At 42.3% G+C, this 16,519-nt stretch carries 18 protein-coding genes and 1 pseudogene; 16 read left to right on the top strand and 3 right to left on the bottom strand.

Annotation, left to right across the window (positions count from 1 at the left end; translation table 11 throughout):
* Positions 1-323: 323 nt before the first annotated feature.
* The 16 genes from AB6D07_RS19075 (at position 324) to AB6D07_RS19000 (ending at position 12,574) form a co-directional block, all read left to right on the top strand.
* Positions 324-818, top strand: coding sequence for a YscW family type III secretion system pilotin (locus tag AB6D07_RS19075; protein WP_017096461.1), 495 nt, complete (start codon positions 324-326; stop codon positions 816-818).
* Positions 819-1,298: 480 nt separating this feature from the next.
* On the top strand, positions 1,299-2,168 hold the full coding sequence (locus AB6D07_RS19070) for a helix-turn-helix transcriptional regulator (protein ID WP_017100158.1): 870 nt from the start codon (positions 1,299-1,301) through the stop codon (positions 2,166-2,168).
* 133 nt (positions 2,169-2,301) lie between these two features.
* Complete coding sequence (locus AB6D07_RS19065; protein ID WP_017104175.1) at positions 2,302-3,282, top strand: T3SS regulon anti-activator ExsD domain-containing protein; 981 nt, start codon at positions 2,302-2,304, stop codon at positions 3,280-3,282.
* A 12-nt stretch (positions 3,283-3,294) separates the two neighbouring features.
* Positions 3,295-3,723: a YscB family type III secretion system chaperone gene (locus AB6D07_RS19060; protein WP_017096464.1), complete on the top strand. Its 429-nt coding sequence runs from the start codon at positions 3,295-3,297 to the stop codon at positions 3,721-3,723.
* Positions 3,723-5,594, top strand: coding sequence for a type III secretion system outer membrane ring subunit SctC (sctC, locus tag AB6D07_RS19055; protein ID WP_017100156.1), 1,872 nt, complete (start codon positions 3,723-3,725; stop codon positions 5,592-5,594). The genes AB6D07_RS19060 and sctC overlap by 1 nt, the downstream gene beginning before the upstream one ends.
* 5 nt (positions 5,595-5,599) lie before the next feature.
* A complete protein-coding gene (sctD, locus tag AB6D07_RS19050; protein WP_017096466.1) occupies positions 5,600-6,895 on the top strand; it encodes a type III secretion system inner membrane ring subunit SctD in 1,296 nt (431 codons plus the stop codon).
* Complete coding sequence (locus AB6D07_RS19045) at positions 6,888-7,094, top strand: EscE/YscE/SsaE family type III secretion system needle protein co-chaperone (protein WP_017100155.1); 207 nt, start codon at positions 6,888-6,890, stop codon at positions 7,092-7,094. Before sctD ends, AB6D07_RS19045 begins: the two co-directional genes overlap by 8 nt.
* A 15-nt stretch (positions 7,095-7,109) precedes the next feature.
* Positions 7,110-7,358, top strand: a complete 249-nt coding sequence (gene sctF / locus AB6D07_RS19040; protein ID WP_017096468.1) for a type III secretion system needle filament subunit SctF — start codon at positions 7,110-7,112, stop codon at positions 7,356-7,358.
* Between the two features lie 3 nt (positions 7,359-7,361).
* The gene (locus AB6D07_RS19035; protein WP_017096469.1) at positions 7,362-7,718 is read left to right on the top strand and encodes a YscG family type III secretion system chaperone; all 357 of its coding nucleotides are present in this window, start codon (positions 7,362-7,364) and stop codon (positions 7,716-7,718) included.
* A complete protein-coding gene (locus AB6D07_RS19030; RefSeq protein ID WP_017100154.1) occupies positions 7,718-8,350 on the top strand; it encodes a YopR family T3SS polymerization control protein in 633 nt (210 codons plus the stop codon). The genes AB6D07_RS19035 and AB6D07_RS19030 overlap by 1 nt, the downstream gene beginning before the upstream one ends.
* A gap of 8 nt (positions 8,351-8,358) precedes the next feature.
* Positions 8,359-8,703, top strand: coding sequence for a type III secretion system inner rod subunit SctI (gene sctI, locus AB6D07_RS19025; RefSeq protein ID WP_017096471.1), 345 nt, complete (start codon positions 8,359-8,361; stop codon positions 8,701-8,703).
* 2 nt (positions 8,704-8,705) lie between these two features.
* A complete protein-coding gene (gene sctJ / locus AB6D07_RS19020) occupies positions 8,706-9,449 on the top strand; it encodes a type III secretion system inner membrane ring lipoprotein SctJ (RefSeq protein ID WP_029223148.1) in 744 nt (247 codons plus the stop codon).
* Positions 9,433-10,107: a SctK family type III secretion system sorting platform protein VscK gene (vscK, locus tag AB6D07_RS19015; protein ID WP_017096473.1), complete on the top strand. Its 675-nt coding sequence runs from the start codon at positions 9,433-9,435 to the stop codon at positions 10,105-10,107. Before sctJ ends, vscK begins: the two co-directional genes overlap by 17 nt.
* Positions 10,086-10,721: an HrpE/YscL family type III secretion apparatus protein gene (locus AB6D07_RS19010; protein WP_017096474.1), complete on the top strand. Its 636-nt coding sequence runs from the start codon at positions 10,086-10,088 to the stop codon at positions 10,719-10,721. The genes vscK and AB6D07_RS19010 overlap by 22 nt, the downstream gene beginning before the upstream one ends.
* Before the next feature lie 422 nt (positions 10,722-11,143).
* Positions 11,144-11,584: a type III secretion system chaperone gene (locus tag AB6D07_RS19005; RefSeq protein WP_017096475.1), complete on the top strand. Its 441-nt coding sequence runs from the start codon at positions 11,144-11,146 to the stop codon at positions 11,582-11,584.
* 12 nt (positions 11,585-11,596) lie between these two features.
* Complete coding sequence (locus AB6D07_RS19000) at positions 11,597-12,574, top strand: hypothetical protein (RefSeq protein ID WP_017096476.1); 978 nt, start codon at positions 11,597-11,599, stop codon at positions 12,572-12,574.
* A 97-nt stretch (positions 12,575-12,671) separates the two neighbouring features.
* On the opposite strand, the pseudogene AB6D07_RS18995 reads toward AB6D07_RS19000, so the two are convergent.
* The 3 genes and pseudogenes from AB6D07_RS18995 to AB6D07_RS18985 all read right to left on the bottom strand — a co-directional run bounded on the left by AB6D07_RS18995 (position 12,672) and on the right by AB6D07_RS18985 (position 16,288).
* A pseudogene (locus AB6D07_RS18995) lies at positions 12,672-13,710 on the bottom strand (IS630 family transposase).
* 638 nt (positions 13,711-14,348) lie between these two features.
* Positions 14,349-15,818 carry a hypothetical protein gene (locus tag AB6D07_RS18990; RefSeq protein ID WP_017096479.1) on the bottom strand — a complete coding sequence of 490 codons (1,470 nt, stop codon included), beginning with the start codon at positions 15,816-15,818 and terminating at the stop codon, positions 14,349-14,351.
* 11 nt (positions 15,819-15,829) lie between these two features.
* Positions 15,830-16,288, bottom strand: a complete 459-nt coding sequence (locus tag AB6D07_RS18985) for a CesT family type III secretion system chaperone (RefSeq protein WP_017096480.1) — start codon at positions 16,286-16,288, stop codon at positions 15,830-15,832.
* Positions 16,289-16,519: the final 231 nt, after the last annotated feature.

Genomic DNA, 16,519 nt, shown 5'->3' with positions numbered 1-16,519 from the left:
CATTAGAATATAGATAGTTAGCAAGAACGGATGGGAAGCATGTTGCATATCGAGGGTTCAGCGCATTATATGATGAGGTCAGTTATGTTTTTGAGAAGCATGATTGCTTGATTTACTTTGGCGAACTGCCAAAGCAACGATTGCCCTTTTCTAAATGGTGCCAGTAAACGATGTATTTCATAAGTAGATAGTCGCGACCGTGCAAAGAGGCTATGCGTGCTCCATACGAAGGGGGGTCTCTGTATTGATGATACTAATTGCAGTGGTCAAATTGCTCCAGCCCTTGATAGATAACAACGGATAACCATAGCGAGTATAGCGAAATGCCCCTTATTACTGGATTAAACCGCTTTGATGCCATGGGTAACCATAACTTTGTCACTGACAATTTAGATGAATACTTGTCTCCTATGAAAAAGAACTCTTATTGCTTAATATTCCTTGCATTGATGCTAAGCGGTTGTGCAACCAAAAACCCAGTGTCAAATGGGTTTTCTAATCATCTTCAAGGAGCACTATTTGGTTGGATAACGTTTGATAATTACACCGCTCCAGTGAGTACATTTCTAAGCGTCGATGTGTGTCAGGTTTTAGATAGTCAGTGTTTTACTGTTTTACAACAAGAGTATCAAGGGGTTCAGTTACCCGTTCAATACTCGTTTGTTATTGCTCCGATTCAAGCTGGAAATGGCGAGATGAAAGTGCGCGCTATATTGCGTTATCAAGGTGAGATTATCGCAAAAAAGGAAGAGCGATATATCTTTACGCAAGGCAGTGTATATACCAACTTAAACCTAGAGGCTTATAATAATTACTAGGAAGTAATATTTTCCTTTATTATTATGTTTAATGCGTTGGAGGATATCCTAGTTCTAGGTATATTTAAAATAAGGTCATTGGGTTTTTTATTATGTAAGCATCAGTTCCTTTGAATATATATGGCTATCCCCAGGTGCTTTAATAAAGCATGTCGCACTTATTGGTTGGAATGTAAATCAAGCGAACTTTAAAAATACCACGTCCATGTGTTTAATGTAAAATTTCTTTTTGTATCACCAGTTGAAAATTAGAAAATACTAATTAACTATCAAAAATATGTCACGACGATATCAAAAATACTTTTTTGCCAGAATTATTTTTGCTATCGAAGTTAGCGCTTGGTTATTCGTTATTATTCGGGTTGGATGGTAGTGTTATGGACTATTTATTGGTAATCGGTCTGCATTTGCAATCGCACTGCTGGCTTCGACAGTTTCTCTTGTTTGAACTGGAGGAATTAAAATTATGAAGGGTAGAAAATGGATGTGTTAGGCCGACTAAACGCCGAAAGGGTCGACTCGCACTTGCGAAAAATTCATGGTGCGTGCTGCTATGAAAAATACGATGAAGTGTTTCATTCTAGCCAGTCTCATATTGTTATCGTTCACAATGGTCAATTGAGGGTGCAAACCGGGGGTTGTACGCTAGACGTGGTCGCTGGTCGAGGGGTTTATCTTTCTCAAGGGGATTACTTACTAGAATACACACCGATAGGCGGTCAATATGCGGCTTCGGTTATCGAATTTGACAATGAACTGGTGAGTCAACTATTGCAAAAGCATAGTGACCTTTTGATGTCGTTGCCAAAGGTTGAGGATGTACAGTCTGGATTATTCCCTTTTACTCTAAACTTATTGTTAGAACAGACGTTATTAGGGATTAATACTCTAGAAGAGCAATCTTTTCCTGATGCTATTATGCGCTTAAAGTATGAGGAAATGCTCATCTTGTTACTGCATGGTGACCAAGGTGAACACCTCTACGCGTTGTTATCACAACTGACAAATCGAACCTCAGAGAGACTCCGTCGCTTTATGGATCTTCATTATCTTAAAGAGTGGAAACTGACAGACTATGCTCAAGAGTTTGGTGCGAGTCTGACTACGTTTAAAGAGCTTTTTAACGAATATTATGGTATCTCCCCTAGAGCTTGGATCAGTGAACGTCGTTTATTACACGCTCACAAACTATTGCTCACAAGCAAGATGAACATTGTCGATGTTGCGATGGAAGCGGGGTTTTCAAGCCAGTCTTACTTTACACAAAGTTACCGTCGTCGCTTTGGAACGACACCAAGTAAGGTCCGTTCTGGAGATGATCCGGTAGTAATTGTTAAGCGAAATGTCTGACGACTAAAATTTTCTGACTAATTTTGAAAGGCATTAACGGGTGTAAACCCTATTATGCTCAGCGTAACGATGAGCAAAACTATTATCTCTACTTCCTTCTGGATTGCTCGAAGTAGATACGGAGAAGATTAAAATGAAAAAGCAGCATTGGCGACGCCGTTCGCTTTTTCCTAACAACATTGTGCTGCAGAGGAAGGTCACTGTATTGCAGCGAGGCGCAAGGTACGAGGGCTTACCTAAATCAACTCAAGAGCTTAACGTTGTTAATGTAAACCACAGACAGCTACTCAGTGAAGGTGTTCTGAGTTACGACCAATTGTCTTTACTGCAGCGCTTGCTTGATCGTAATGTTGTTGATTGTTTATGTGCAAGTCAGCTAATTAAAACATATCAAAAGCTTGGAACGTGTTTAGACCGCTCTGCTATGCGCCTTTTCTTAGAAGTGGGTGGGCAACTAAGTGACGAACGGGTGTTGAACTCTTTTGAACAAAGACTGGATTACATTAATCAGCGATTAGGTTACCGCTTCAATCTAGCGTCACCTAAGACACTAATTCTTTCGATGTATTTAACCTTAAATGAATGGTGCAATCAGCAAACGGATCAGAGGGCGCTACAAGACTCCATCAAGCTTGAACAGTTAATCAATCAACTGAGTATTCAGAAAGAGTATTGGATGAGATTGTCCGGAGAAGCGAGTAGCACATTTTTTGCTGAACAACAGTTGGATCTCATTGAGAATCAGCATAGTGAATTGCATGACCAACTTCGCGTTCTCAATGTGCAACAAAATCAAGTTATTGAATCTCATCGAGCACTAGTTGAAGAGTGGAAGCCAACTCTAGATAAACTCAAGGGCTTATATGAGTGCGGTAGAGTATCAGATAAATTTATATCTGAATGGAAAATATGGTGTAGCCAGGCTCGAGTACAAGCTCCTGAGCTGAGCGATATTTGGGATGCATGTGAGCTTGTGTTTAGCGATCTAAATGCCGTCGCTAAAATTTGGCAATGGTTTCAAGATATGCAAACCGTTGGCAGAGTGGATCATTACTACGTTGATATTCAAAACAATGAGTGCGGGCAAGCTTGTAACAATCTCAGGCAGATTTAAATAGGACTAAATATGTTAGATAAAATGATGAAATCCCTAGCGGAAACGTTAAGGGAGGGGGATTTTATTGCCTCAAGTAATGGTTCCTATGATATCGAAGTTGACCAGATGCAGCTTAATATTAGCCAGCACTCATCATGGATCTTGTGGGAAACCGTGCTCCCATTTTATTTTGAATCGCACCTTGATTTTCAAAAAGAGCAGGCGCTAAAACATTGTATGCAGCTCTCCTTGAAAACGTTGCGAGATACACGCAGCACGTTGACGGTGAATGACAAAGAACAGTTGATTATGCAAGGGAAGATGATTATGGAAAGTGCAACGACAGAAGAGCTTTGCACGCAGCTTGCTCAGCACGTAAATTTAGTGGAGCAGTTCAATGATTTGCTCGAACATCAACGTGTTAATCATACTGTTAGTCACAGTGTTTGGATCCCATAATGCTTGCAGTTTTAAAGTCACAAATAAGCAGAATCGTGCTGTCAGTAGTGTACGTTTCAAGTTTGATAATAGCAGTTCCTTCACATACCTCTGAGCTTGATTGGGTCGATCAACCGTTTCGTTATTACGCGGACAATGATTCACTAAAAGAACTGCTGAATAACTTTGGCGCAAACTACCGTGTTTCAGTGTCGGTTAGCGACAAGGTAAATGACCGAGCCAGTGGTCGATTTTCACCAGAAGATCCAGCCGAGTTTCTCGATTATCTGGCACAGGTTTACAACTTGATGTGGTACTTCGACGGTGCAGTGCTGCATGTATACAAAGCGACAGAAACCCGTTCACAATTGTTGCAGCTCGAACTGTTAACAGCTCGCGAATTACGTAGCACCCTGATCTCGACAGGGATTTGGGATTCTCGTTACGGCTGGCGTGCAGCGGAAAATAAGGGGCTGGTTTACTTAGCTGGCCCACCGAGATACGTCGATTTAGTTGTGCAAACGGCAGAAGCACTGGAAAGCAGACTGGTACAGAAATCCAATTCAACAGATGAATTGTTTGTCGATATTATTCCCTTGAAGTATGCATCTGCGACAGATCGAGAGATCAGTTATCGTGACCAAGGTGTCACGGTTCCTGGGATTGCTTCGGTACTAAGCCGAGTGCTTTCAGGTGTTCAAACTCAGGTTAAAGTGGCGAAAAAGAACGAAGAAGTAATAACCAATACGCCTAAGAAAATTACTAATAATGTCTCTTTACATAGCGGTGCATCGGTTGAAGCAGAACCAGGTTTAAATGCAATCATTGTGCGTGATACAAAAGCTCGATTACCGCTGTATCACAAGTTGGTGGCGCAGTTAGATCAACCGCAGTCAAGGATCGAAGTCGCACTTTCTATCGTTGATATTAGTGCTAATGACTTAAGTCAGTTGGGTGTTGACTGGCGAGCTGGTCTTGCAGTGGGTAACAACAGTATTTTGGACCTCAAAACAACTGGTGACGTAGGTAATGGTGATGTCAAGCTTGGTAGTGGGCAAAATTTTAAGTCTCTGCTTGATGCGACGAACCTAAATTATTTATTGGCTCAAATTCGTTTGCTTGAATCTAGAGGTAGTGCGCAAGTGGTTTCCAGACCAACCTTGTTAACACAAGAAAATGTGGAAGCGGTCCTTAATAACAGCAGTACATTTTATGTCAAGTTGATAGGCAAAGAAACCGCAGCACTAGAGAAAGTGACTTATGGAACGTTATTGAAAATTGTACCTCGCATCGTTGGCGACCGTTTGGTTGAAAGACCTGAAATCAATTTGAGTCTGCATCTAGAAGATGGTGCGGAAATCCCCGATGGTGACATTGATGGTGTTCCTTCAATTCGTAAAACAGAAATTAGTACTTTGGCAACGGTAAAGCAGGGGCAAAGCTTGCTGATTGGTGGAGTATACCGTGATGAAATTAGCAACAAGCTTCGAAAAGTTCCTTTGTTAGGAGATATTCCATACCTCGGCGCTTTGTTTAGAAGCACGGAAAGCTCCACGAGAAGAACAGTACGTATGTTCATTATAGAACCAAGAATTGTTGTCGATGGTATCGGAGACAACGTACTTATCGGAAATGAATATGACTTAAGGCCAAAGATTGGCACGTTGAATAGTATTTCCAATAACAGTGCAGGCCTTAAATCAGCACTTGCTTTGTACAGCTGTACAAAGGAAGTACAAGCAGTACGTTATCAGCAAGATTTGTTGTCACAAGGAAAGTCATCGTTGTTAGCAGAATGTGAGCTTCCTACGGGGCAGAAAGGGTGGAGAGTACAAATTAAAGAGTGTAATGGCTCAGAGAATCATTGCGTTCGACCATTAGAGGAGCAGTAACCTCAATGCAACAATGGAAAATTCGTATTCTTTCCGGTGTTCATTCCGGAGTGGAAGTCACTTTACCCAACGATTCATTGGTATTGGGTAGTGATGACTTTACCGCTGATTTAGTCTTAACCGACTCTGGCATTAAAGCAAGTCACCTCGTTTTAGTTTGCGATGGTGAAACGGTTTCACTACGTGAGTGTGAAGAAGTCTCAGTCAATAACGAAATTATCGCCGTTGATGCCGGTGGCGTTGATTTGTCGCGAAAAGCCTTGGTTTCTGTGGGTCGTTTAACCTTTGCTGTTGGTTATTTGGAAGATGATTTAGTTATTGAGATGGCAAATGACGTAGCAAGCAAGCAAGCGAAACCAATTGGCCATAAACCATCATCGGGTTGGAAGAAAATGCTGCTCATCGGATTGATTTGTGGCCTGATCCCAAGCGTTATCTTTATAGGTATTTGGTACGACCAAGTGCATGCGAGCGACAAAGACGTAATCACAGAAGCGGAGCCGATAGTCTTGGTACGCAATATTCTTAGTGAACTCGAGTTGAACGATGTTCGCGTTGAATGGAATGCCAATGCTCTACAGGCTGTACTTGAAGGTTACGTAGAAGATAGAACGCAAAAGGTACAACTGCTTGGTCGAATTGATGCATTAGGTATCAACTACAAGAGTGACCTGAGAACGATGGAAGAGATACGTCGTGGTGTGCGTTTTATCTTACGAAACCTCGGTTATCACCAAGTAAAAGTAGAAAATGGTAACGAGACAGGTACGCTGCTGTTAACGGGTTACATTGATGATGCAAGTCGTTGGAACCAAGTTGAGCAGATCTTAGAACGAGATGTCCCAGGGCTTATCGCTTGGAAAGTAGAGCTACAAAGGGCGGGGGCATACATGGTTACTCTAAAAGAGTTGTTAGGAGAAGCGGAGCTCTTAAAGAAAGTTCAGCTTGTTACTAGCGGTGATCGTATTGAAGTTCGTGGCGAGCTTGATGATGTTGAAACAACTCGATTTTATGGTGTAACGAGAGATTTTCGAGAGCAGTATGGCGAGAAACCATATCTTGTCTTGAAATCTATTCCTAAAGTGAGCAAAGGAACAAACATCGATTTTCCGTTTCGTAGCGTGAATTTTGGCCTATTTCCTTATGTCATCCTCACTGACAATGTTCGTTACATGGTAGGAGCTCGCACTCCTCAAGGGTACCGTATTTCAAGCGTTACTCCGGCAGGAATTGAACTCGTAAAACGCGGGCGGGTAATCACTATTGATCTAGAGTATGAAGGTGAAAATAACAATGACTAATCTTGAGCAGTTATTACAAGGCGATTCAGGGCAGCAAGAAAAAGAGGTGATCATTTTTAAGTTCAAGCAAGCGCAATCAGCGATAAAGCGTCAGCTCCATCTTGGCTGTTCACCAAAAGAATACCAGTTGCTACACAAACAGCACGAGGCTTATCAAGCAGCATTAACGGTAATTGAAACATTTCTAGACAACAAATAAAAGAAGGCGATATATATGTCATTTTATGATTCGAGTAAAGGCGTTAACCTCGACGCAGTTAAAGCTAAATTGTTACAGCAATCAAAAACAGCGAATGAAGCGGTAAACACCGCGATCAAAAACTTAGAAACGAACGCAGACGATCCTTCAAAGCTTGCAGAGCTACAGCATACAATCAACAAATGGTCTGTGGTATATAACATCAATGCGACCACAACACGTGCAATCAAAGACGTGATGCAATCAATTCTGCAGAAGGTATAACCTATGGATAAAGGCATGTGTTTACTTCTGGCTGAGACAGCGTTGATGGCAACCGGTCTGCATCGTCATGAAGAGGCAAATACCATTGCGGAATGCCTTGAGTTGCAAGGTGATGCAGAAGAAGTCGTTGCTATGATTCGTTCAATGAGTTTGATGAATCGTGGCTTGTACGAGGACGCTCATCGTTTACTTGAACCGCTTTGCGTGACACGCCCAGACTTAATCGGTCTGGCTGCGCTAGCGGCAGGAAAAGCTGGGCTCTTAAGCAAAGCCGAATCGTGGTTAGATATGGCATTAAAAGGCAATGAAGAAAACCAAGCCTTTGCCATGAGTTTTTCTAAAGACATCAGGAACCTTTAATGAAGGTTGAAAGCAACGGAATCAACAACATGCTCAGTCAGGTGCCGAAAGCACCCCGGAATGATACACCTGATGCGAACAAGATGAACCGTTTGATGAGTGAGAACCCACCAGATAAGAACATACCGACTACGAAAAAAAATACGGATAGTGTCACGCGGTCTAAAGGTAGAACAGCAGCTATTAAAGAGTGGTACGAAGCACTAAAACGTTCTGGAGACTTCAGCGCAGCAGCGCTTAGCAGAACGCTTAAAGACGCGTTTATTTCGCCTAGTGAGAAAAAAAAAGCCTTATGGTATGCCTTTAGTCAGGAACAAAGCGCAAAAGGCACTGATAAAGCATCACCAGAATTGTTGGCATTATTTAAGCATGAGCTGTTGGGCAGTTTTTCAGGGCGCTTGCTAGCGACTCCCCCTAAAGACCGCCGAGAGTTGAAAGCGTTGCTTTCTGAACATTTCCCACTTGGTGCGCAAAAAGAACAAGCGCTTTGGCACTGTTGGGGTGAGTTGAAAGACATCCCTGCCCAAGCTCCAGTATTGGAGGTGGTCCGAAAAGAACTGAGCTTTGTTATACAAAAGAATGCCATGGTCAAGAACATGTTGAGTTACAGCCACAAACTAGACCTCTCATAGGAACGGATATGATTAATACGCAGTACACAGAAGTGATGCAAACCAACCTCGAGCAAGTGCAAGACGCACAAGCTGAAGCGGGACTTAGTGAGCGTTTCGAGCAAGCGATGCTATCGCCTGAGGGAAACCACGGTTTAGAAGGTGGCTTGTTAGAAAACATTAGCGAACTGAAAAACACCATCGACAATGCAAAAACTAACTTAACCGATAGCATGGCAATGGTTGGTGACGACCCTGCTCAGCTCTTGCAGATGCAATGGGCGTTGAGTCGAATTACCTTTCAAGAGGAGCTGATTGCCAAGACGGTAGGTAAAACGACACAGAATGTAGAAACATTGTTGAAGGCCCAATAGTCATGATGAAGACAATACGTGCCGTGTGCATGTTACTCGTGTTATTTTTAGCTGGCTGTCAGACGGAGCTATACACTGGAGTAAGCCAGAAAGAAGGCAATGAAATGCTGTCTATTCTGCTTTCTGAGGGGGTCGTGGCAACCAAAGAACCGGATAAAGACAACACCATAAAATTGATGGTAGATAACGCTCAAGTCGCATTTTCGGTTGATGCTCTGAAACGTAAAGGCTACCCGAAAGAGCAGTTCTCAACACTCAAAGAAGTGTTTCCGAAAGATGACCTAATTTCGTCTCCGATTGCAGAAAGGGCGAGGCTTATATACGCGAAATCGCAAGAACTATCATCAACGCTTTCACAAATTGATGGAGTGTTAGTGGCACGCGTTCACATTGTACTTGAAGATAAAAACCTTCGTCCAGGTGAACGTCCAACTCCTGCTTCTGCATCAGTGTTTATTAAACACGCAGCGGATGTGGCACTCGACTCTTATGTACCTCAAATTAAGCAGTTAGTGAACAATAGTATTGAAGGGCTTAACTACGAACGTATTAGCGTTGTCATAGTACCATCTTCGGAAGTTCGTGTGACGGCTCAAAGCAAGCAATTTGAAAGCATTTTGTCTATTCAAGTGACCAAGGACACGGCAAGCAACTTGATTGCTATCCTCGTTTTCTTGTTACTACTTATCATCGGTTCTAACGCAGCGACGTTTGCATGGTGTCGTAGGAATGCGCAACGTGGTTAATTCTGATACGCCAGTTTCTCAGATTTATCATCAGTTTAATTATTGTCCTTGCAGTTATATTGATGAGAGTTGGATAAGCAAGAAACAGCCTTGGTTATTACGAGTCCAAGACTGGAGACACCAGGCTGCGATCAATCAATGGTGTATTGAAGAATGGCAGCTATCAACGATTACTGATCATGTTTTTAATCATCCATTTAATAGTTTGGTGTTACTTCCAGTTGAAACGACTAACAAATTACTTTTGCTGATTGGTGGGGCAATGTATTGTGAATCGATGCGCCAAGTTGTCTTGAAACAACCAAAGCAGTGCCTCAATCATATTTTTGGTGTCGATGAAACGCGTTTTTTAATTCAACACGGGCCAATGATGATCTCAAATTGGCCAAACGGTTGGCAAAAAACATTGCCGGCGAGTTTAGATGAAGCCAGCTTTGAAAAGGCAGCCCGTGAACTTGGGTATCTATGGGTCACATTTTTACTGGAGAAATCACCATCAGAGCTTGTACAAAGGTGGCAGTTCAAGCTCGATTGTTCATTAACCCAAACAAAACTCAGTGCTGATTGGTTCGATGAAACGCATCGAGATCTTGCTTATCGACTTATAAAGAAAATCGCAAAACAGGTAATCCCTCAATGGTTTCATTTGTTGAAATAAAAACTGACAACTTGCAGTTGGCTACAGGTCTAAAGATTCTCAAAGCAAAGGATTATGTGAGTTATTTAGATTCGCAACACTTGGTTGAAGCTGCACACTCTAAAGCCGAGAGCATTATTACAAAAGCTGACGATGCTTATGAGTTAGAAAGACAGCGTGGTTACCAGGATGGTATCGATCAAGCGAAGATAGAGAGCGCAGAAACTATGATGTCAACGCTTGCACGATGTAATGAGTACTACTTGCAAGTCGAACAGAAAATCACTGGCGTAGTGCTTGATGCCGTAAGCAAAATTATCAGTAGTTTCGACGATGTGGAAACAACGGCAATAGTGGTGAGGGAAGCGCTTCAGCTGGTCAGTAATCAGAAACAAGTGATTCTGCACGTGCACCCCGAGCAAGTGACAGAGGTGCGAGATAAGGTTTCCTTAATACTCAGTGACTTCCCGGAGGTCGGCTATGTTGACGTTATTGCAGATGCGAGACTCAAAAATGGTGGGTGCATACTGGAAACTGAAGTCGGTATTATCGATGCCAGTATCGACGGGCAACTGCAAGCTCTTAAGCAGGTGATCACTAAGCAATTCAGTGAGCGCCAACAGATACAGTCTTGACGTGCTTATCTTTAACTCTCGAAAGCTCAGAAAAACGCTGGGCTTTTTGAGCTTTACTTTCTATTCACTGTACCTTTCTACCATTTCTCTAGTTTTATCTTAGCTTCCCATCCGATCTTTATAAACGGCTTAAAATGAAAAAAAGCCGACCATATCTGGCATATTCTGTGACTGTTATTGAGCACAATACTTACATCAACGGGAACTCTGATTATCTTAAAGGCTCTATTAACTATCGCCTCATAAGAGAGTAACGTTCGTTCAGAATACTGAATTTGTTTTTCTAAAAACGGTTAATCTAACAAAATTAACCAGCAACAATGGAAAATAAAATAATGTGATAGGTGTATTTAAATTCGAAATTTTATATCTTTTATTTTAAATAGATACATCAATATTAAATATCAGGATGGTAGGTGAGTATGGATAAGGTAAATACCTTACTAATTGAGCTTGGTAACACACTCGATATTGAACGGGTGACTGCATATGATTATCAAATGTGGACAGTATATATGTCTGCAGGCAAAGAGATTGAAGTTCAAGGCTTGGATGAGAGAGAAGAACTGTTACTTTCAATCAAGGTTTGCCAAGATGAAGAGTCATTTGAAATTAAAAAACTGAAAACACTTTTGGAATATAACTTCTTATACCGGGAGTCAGGTGGGGTACAGTTCTGTATAGACCCTAAAAACAATGAAGTACACATGCAGATAAGTATACCACTTACCTCAGAAGTGAGTCGTGTTTCTATCCTGATTACTCAGCTTATGGAGCTTTGTGAACTGTGGAAGCAATATCTAACGGCTCAGTTTCAATCGATTGAGCAACATAAAAAGCTGCATACTTTCATCTCTGTTTAAAAGGTTAGGGTTATGGTAAATATCAATACATCACATATGCATTCGCTGAGCGAACTCACTGCACAGTTATCTACACAAAACCAATCGGACGACAAAGAAGTTCGGGCTCACGGAGGCAAGGACATCTTTGTTAAAGAAGGTGCGCCGAAAAACACAAGCGTAAGCTCTCGTATCAATCACCAAAACAAAGCGAAATCGATCGTCGTTGATCTATTGGTTAAGCAAGGTCTGCCAAAAGGTGTCGCCAAAGCTATGATGCAAAACGTACTGAATGGTGAAAATAAGTTGACTCTTGGAAACCTTAAAGACCTAGAGCGATTATCGACAGGGCCTAGAGAGAATTGGCCAAGTGTTTCAAGCACTTCAAAACCATCCAGCGCAGGTAAAACCGCTCCAGCAGATGCCTTGATTAGAAAGCACCAAGCTACACTGCAAAAGTTGGGTGATTTCGCTTGTACTGACCTTAATACCTTCGGTGATAAGAGATCTGAGTTCTATCAAGCGAAAGCGAAGCCAAGACTAGAAGGCTTCTACGCAAATCCAGCAAGAGTTCAACAAGATAAAAAAGCGACCATGTCAGCAAACATGGTTCAAGTGGCGGCTCAAAGAGGCAATAGCCCTCAGATGGGGACACTTCAAAACATTGCGAAATCCGTTCAGGACGCAAAAGCCGGTTGCTGTACTACGTTTGCCTTTGCCGCGGCCGCTGAAATGATTCAAGGGATGCAGGGTGATGCGAATCAAAACACTAAGGTCGAAGTAGTGGCATTCAAGAAAGGACACTCAGGCACGCACTTGTATGTTTTGGTTGGTAGACAGGACGGTAGTGATATCAAAGACCCAAGCTCATGGAATAAAGATGTGAAAATTGTAGACCCTTGGGCAGCTTCAGCATTTGGTGCGAGAATGTTTGGTGATATTGCTCATCCACCGGTTTCCAACATGTTCCCACCATCTGAAGTGATTTTTTCTAGCCACAAACTGGACTAAAGATTCCATAATCGGTTGCTAATATTTACTACCAAAAAGGAGCAGTATTACTTTGCTCCTTTTATTTTTTTAATGTAAGTGATATCAATCTGGAAAATTAACTGCTCAAGTCTATCCATTCTCTAGCGCACATTTTCGATACCCTTTTCGGCACTTCAAGAAACCTATTCCACGCAACGCATACCTTGGAAACAATGTCCTCATAGTCTTCGAAGCTTTGGTTCGCTAAGTAGTGTTGTCGTAACCAATTCCATACTTGTTCTATCGGGTTAAGCTCTGTCGAATATGGGGAAAGTTTGATGATACTGACATTATCAAATTTGTGGGCGATATCATCGGTATGCCAACCTGCGCCATCCATTATTACTACAGCATGCCTTCCTTCCTTTGTCTGTGATATCGGATATTTGCTTTAAGTGTTAGATCATAATGTCTTTATTGACCCAAGGCACAACCATAGCTTCTCCAATCCCTCAGCTAGGACAAACAGAACCGAACAGGTAAGCGTACTCAAATTGCTGCTGTTTTGGCGCCCTTGGGCGCGTTCCTGTTTCAGCCCACAAGCGTGTCGTTGTGTTTTGTTGTCCGAATCTAGCTTCGTCTTGAAACCAGACATCAACACTCTCCAGCCCAATATGACCGAGGATCTTAAGGATCGTTTCTATTTTGAATTTTTTAAAATCGTCTTGGATTTGCTGTGATTGTTTGGGGTGTTTGGATCGAGAAGTTATCCAAGAAAAGCCCATGTGGTCGAGAAGATAATAGATAGAATTAGGGTGGTAGTATTTATCAAAGTTTTCCACGATGTAATCATGTATATCGCTCCCGACAAGGCGCCCGCCAGAAGGGGACTCTGCTTCTTTCTTAATGAACGCGCTGAGTTGTTTTCGTTGCTCTACATTGAGGTATGCAGGCCTGCCTGTGCGAGGTTTCTCTTGAAGTCCTTCCAATCCTTCTTCAAGAAATGTCTGGACCCATTTGTTTACACTAGTTCGACTGACTTTGAGGTATTTAGCAATTTGAGTGTGCTAGTGACCTTCTTTGAAGTGGGCAAGTGCTAGTAAACAAACCTTCATTTGAATGGTTTTTTGTTGGCTTGCTAGTTTTTTAAAATCTGTCTTATTAAGGCTATCCATAGCTATTTTCTGCAAGAGTTCGACGACCTCAATTAGATCATATTTTTACTTTAATGGGTGTTACTGATTGCCTGTTTGAAGTCCTTTTTGGCTCGTTATGTGCGGTGCGGGCGCAAAAGGCTGGTTTGATATTCGTGAATACATTATCGGACACCATTCATATGATCAGTGCTTATGCTTCATCAAATAAGCTCGTGTTGGGGCAGATAAAAACTGAGTACAAGCTAAGTGGCATTTGATTGCGAAGCCAATAGCGATTAACTATCGCGGGGCCCTTTCAATACCTCGTCTAGGCTCGGAATCATCGCTGATATCAAATTAACGGATAATAATAGGCTATTCGAATATCAAAGGTTGGCACACAATGAGGGACTATCCGTCAACGGCCAACCTTATATATGATTCTATTGAAGCTGTTCTTCAGTTCAGCTTGAGTTGCTTATCCTCTTTCAAATCTATTGCCCGAGATACTTGGCTTGGCGAGAATGTCGGGTTTTGAAAGCGAGGCAACAATTTGTAGAGCCAATGCTTCTAAATCAAAAACTGTTAAACAAGGTATACAAACCAAGGGAACTCGTCCTTTGGGAGCGTGTAACGGAAAAATTTCATCGTCAATAACTTGGGTATGATATTGACGATTAAATCCAGCCTTCTGCTAAGTACATCAACCTTAGCTGACTTGGTGAACCAAGCTTTTCTAGCGCCGAGAGTTGGCCTTGATCGAGGTTCGGGCTTTTATCCAAGTATACTCGTCCGTTCGGTGTATCTAGAGGGAGCTTGTAAGTCAACGTCTTATTGATATCCTGTGCCTTTCCTTGGTCGATAGATCTTACTGCTGGCATTAGCCAGTCCCAATCTTCTTTGAGCAACTTCTTAAGTGCACTGTTGGCCTCTGACTCAGTTTGGCTCGGTGTATCTTCGATACTCAATTTATTCGTTGATCCAACATCTGGCACCAAGTTCTCACTTGCATCAGAGCCCAACATTTTCTTAAGCGTTAAGCGCGCCAATTCCATATCCTGAGCTTCTTTCGGTGCTTGAGGTGATGTCATAGATTTGTCTTCTTTTGGGCCTAGGTACGCAATCAAAGCACGTCCTGATGCAGCATCTTGCATACTAAAGGAGAACTTCCCTTTGCTGTTAGACACTTCAATTCGAGGTAACACACCAGACATAGGTTCTTGGTGAATTTGCTCTTGAACTTCGTTGTTCAGACAGTAGGAACTCGCTTGACCGGCTACAAACCCAGAACCAGTGATTAAGCCAGATGCTGCTACACTGCCTAGCGCTTCTTTTGCAACAACAAGGACACCAGTTGTGCCCACAGAGGTGACACCAAATGCACCAAGGCTTCCCGTCGCCATACCTAAGGTCGCTCCAACCGCACCTTCAGCAGATTGAGTGGCGTGCTCGTGCGCTAATGCTTGTTGTATCGGCAATGCCAACCTTTGGTCATGACCGGGCAATTGCGCAATCTGTTCTAGTTGGTGATAGTGCGCCTCAGCATCACCATTGACTGCCGACTTATGTAATTCACGTCCCGTGGCGATCAACAAACCAACACCTGGTAACGCCAAGTTAATTACTGCGTTGATACCAGTCCCTTTGATTGTTTCTTTTGCCATCTCAAGCAGTTCAGCACCTAAGCCGTCCATTTTGCCTGGGTATTGGTTTTCGATGCTGACTTGTAAGCGTGGGTCTTTGCTGATCGAATCGAACGTGCTTTTTAGATTTTTATAAGCTTTATCGTCAATCTTCACTTCATCTAATAGGCTTACGACTTCGAGGACCTTACGCGCAGTTAAAGGCTCGCCACGATACCCTGCTGTGCTCACAAGAGAGAATGCCAATAATGCCGTTTCTGGTTTTTCTTCTTTTAGCAGCGCCTGTTTTAAATCAAGGTGGGTCTTAATATTTTCTTGGTGGTACTTTTGATATGTAGATCGCAATATGGTGTCACTCACTGCCGTGAACTTTTGCCCTTTATGAAAGGTCGACGGCTCTTTGGCTTTACCGTGCTTACTGATCACCCGCTTATCTTTTTGTGCCGCGACAGTACGAAATTGATCCAAGCTCGGAATCTGGCTTTGGCTAGTTGAAATTACCATGGGTGAACTCCTTAAACTCTAAGTGTCTCAATGTGGGATTGTTCTGGATTGATAAATTGGGTTGGGTCTTGGTCTAACATTGCAAATCGAGCCTGCCAGAGTAGGGTTTGCTCATTTAGAAGGTGAAACCAAGTAGATAGGCTCGCTGCGTTTAAGTACTCAATCGGCTTTCTGCCCGCAAGAACCAATTGCCTACCATTTGGTGCAAGTGAAAGGGTCAAGCTCCCATCCGCGATACCGAAATAGTTAGCATGCGCAATGAGTTCAAGACCTTTCAGTCTCAGTTCACCGCTTTTTTCGAGACCGCCAAAAACCACCGATAAAACAAAATCGTTTTGATCTGCCTCACTAAAGTAAATAACGTAACGATCATCAACTAATAATTGGCAACGATTTTCTTCAGCAAAATAAAGTGGAGGTAGTTCATTTATTTCACAAAACTCTTTTATTAGAACTTGTAATGTGTTCATCGTTTATTCCTTCTGTTTTATCTTGCTAGTAAACAACAAATAGTATAATTACGATGTCGAAAGTGGCTTTTATTTTGTTGATTTTCTAAACTGTCGTGATGTGTAGCACAAAGAACAAATGAATTTAATCGTCTTTGTTAAGCAATTAAGCTCTCTAGTGTGAGGTTCCCCTGAACTGATCCGCACCAGCAGTTTTGGACACTGAGTTAAGTGAGTACAATCACTAATGAG

The organism is Vibrio sp. 10N.239.312.C11 (assembly GCF_041466065.1).
Lineage (GTDB): Bacteria > Pseudomonadota > Gammaproteobacteria > Enterobacterales > Vibrionaceae > Vibrio > Vibrio tasmaniensis_A.
This window is presented reverse-complemented; position numbering and strand designations above follow the sequence as displayed.

Excerpts from the sequence above, each read along its gene's own strand:
- AB6D07_RS19005 (WP_017096475.1), top strand. The coding sequence starts at position 11,144 with ATGGATAAGGTAAATACCTTACTAATTGAGCTTGGTAACACACTCGAT.
- AB6D07_RS19065 (WP_017104175.1), top strand. The coding sequence starts at position 2,302 with ATGAAAAAGCAGCATTGGCGACGCCGTTCGCTTTTTCCTAACAACATT.
- sctJ (WP_029223148.1), top strand. The coding sequence starts at position 8,706 with ATGATGAAGACAATACGTGCCGTGTGCATGTTACTCGTGTTATTTTTA.
- sctF (WP_017096468.1), top strand. The coding sequence starts at position 7,110 with ATGTCATTTTATGATTCGAGTAAAGGCGTTAACCTCGACGCAGTTAAA.
- AB6D07_RS19010 (WP_017096474.1), top strand. The coding sequence starts at position 10,086 with ATGGTTTCATTTGTTGAAATAAAAACTGACAACTTGCAGTTGGCTACA.
- vscK (WP_017096473.1), top strand. The coding sequence starts at position 9,433 with ATGCGCAACGTGGTTAATTCTGATACGCCAGTTTCTCAGATTTATCAT.
- AB6D07_RS19060 (WP_017096464.1), top strand. The coding sequence starts at position 3,295 with ATGTTAGATAAAATGATGAAATCCCTAGCGGAAACGTTAAGGGAGGGG.
- AB6D07_RS19045 (WP_017100155.1), top strand. The coding sequence starts at position 6,888 with ATGACTAATCTTGAGCAGTTATTACAAGGCGATTCAGGGCAGCAAGAA.
- AB6D07_RS19030 (WP_017100154.1), top strand. The coding sequence starts at position 7,718 with ATGAAGGTTGAAAGCAACGGAATCAACAACATGCTCAGTCAGGTGCCG.
- sctD (WP_017096466.1), top strand. The coding sequence starts at position 5,600 with ATGCAACAATGGAAAATTCGTATTCTTTCCGGTGTTCATTCCGGAGTG.
- AB6D07_RS18990 (WP_017096479.1), bottom strand. The coding sequence starts at position 15,818 with ATGGTAATTTCAACTAGCCAAAGCCAGATTCCGAGCTTGGATCAATTT.
- AB6D07_RS19075 (WP_017096461.1), top strand. The coding sequence starts at position 324 with ATGCCCCTTATTACTGGATTAAACCGCTTTGATGCCATGGGTAACCAT.
- AB6D07_RS19035 (WP_017096469.1), top strand. The coding sequence starts at position 7,362 with ATGGATAAAGGCATGTGTTTACTTCTGGCTGAGACAGCGTTGATGGCA.
- AB6D07_RS19000 (WP_017096476.1), top strand. The coding sequence starts at position 11,597 with ATGGTAAATATCAATACATCACATATGCATTCGCTGAGCGAACTCACT.
- AB6D07_RS19070 (WP_017100158.1), top strand. The coding sequence starts at position 1,299 with ATGGATGTGTTAGGCCGACTAAACGCCGAAAGGGTCGACTCGCACTTG.
- AB6D07_RS18985 (WP_017096480.1), bottom strand. The coding sequence starts at position 16,288 with ATGAACACATTACAAGTTCTAATAAAAGAGTTTTGTGAAATAAATGAA.
- sctI (WP_017096471.1), top strand. The coding sequence starts at position 8,359 with ATGATTAATACGCAGTACACAGAAGTGATGCAAACCAACCTCGAGCAA.
- sctC (WP_017100156.1), top strand. The coding sequence starts at position 3,723 with ATGCTTGCAGTTTTAAAGTCACAAATAAGCAGAATCGTGCTGTCAGTA.